1 protein-coding gene is annotated in these 937 nt (G+C 30.8%); it reads left to right on the top strand.

Going from position 1 to position 937, the window contains the following annotated elements; all coding sequences use genetic code 11:
- Window positions 1-919 (top strand): hypothetical protein (locus tag L1D47_RS20825; protein WP_239886632.1); only part of this gene is annotated, 919 nt, incomplete at its 5' end.
- Between the last annotated feature and the right edge of the window lie 18 nt (window positions 920-937).

The following is a 937-nucleotide window of genomic DNA, read 5'->3' as shown; positions in this document are numbered from 1 at the left end:
CTATAAATTTGAAAATGCAAACAAAACATTTATTAATTCAAAATTGAAAATTTTCGGTTATCATTTTAATGATTCAATTTCTATCGAGAATAGCCACGCAACAGAGTTAATTATAAAAAATACAAGTTCTAACAAGCTATTAATAAATGACTCTAGTATAGATTTTGACCTATCTCTAATCGATAATTCTACAGCAGGAAACAATTTTCAAGAATCAAAAAAGACGAGCAATGGTCAGGGGTCTTTTTCATTGATTCATTGTAGTGTGGGTCGTCACTTAAAAGTAGAAAGAAATACTTTTAATTCGCTTTTTGACTTATCAGGTAGCGCAGTAAGTGAGGTAACCTATTTTGAAAACAATGACAATATGATTTCAGGAAAAATAAATTTAAACAAGTTCACATCTTCAAGATTTTTAATTTACCCTGAAAATTTTTTACTTAATGAAAGTCGATTTTGCATATTCTCTCCTAGAAAGTTCAACGTTTTATTTCCCAATACCAGTAAGGAACTAGGTGATCAGTATTGCTCTTTAAAGCACTGGCTTTCAGATAGTGGTAAGCTTGAGTTGGAAGATATTGCATATTTTCATATGAGACAACACTACCATCCTAACTTACTTTCAAAAATTATTTTTGGAGGTATTTTTGGGTGGGGAGTTAGACTGTCAAATATTGCAATGTCATCAATTTTATTAATCATTGCATTTGCTTTACTTTATAGTACAACTGATCAAAGCCTTACAATTTTTAAGTCTTTGTCTCTAAGCGCTCAAAGCTTTATTAGCTCATTCTTTGGCAAGTGGGATAACTACGATCCAGATGGTACGTTAGCTAATATTGTTACTTTTGAATCATTTCTTGGCGTTATATTTATCACGGTTTTTATTGGCGCTTATATCAGAAAATTGCTGAGGTAGCATGTATTATTATTTATC

Origin of the sequence: Shewanella sp. Isolate7 (genome assembly GCF_022398425.1) — a bacterium.
Lineage (GTDB): Bacteria > Pseudomonadota > Gammaproteobacteria > Enterobacterales > Shewanellaceae > Shewanella.
The sequence above is the reverse complement of the archived record's forward strand: the minus strand, read 5'-3'. Positions and strand labels throughout refer to the sequence as shown.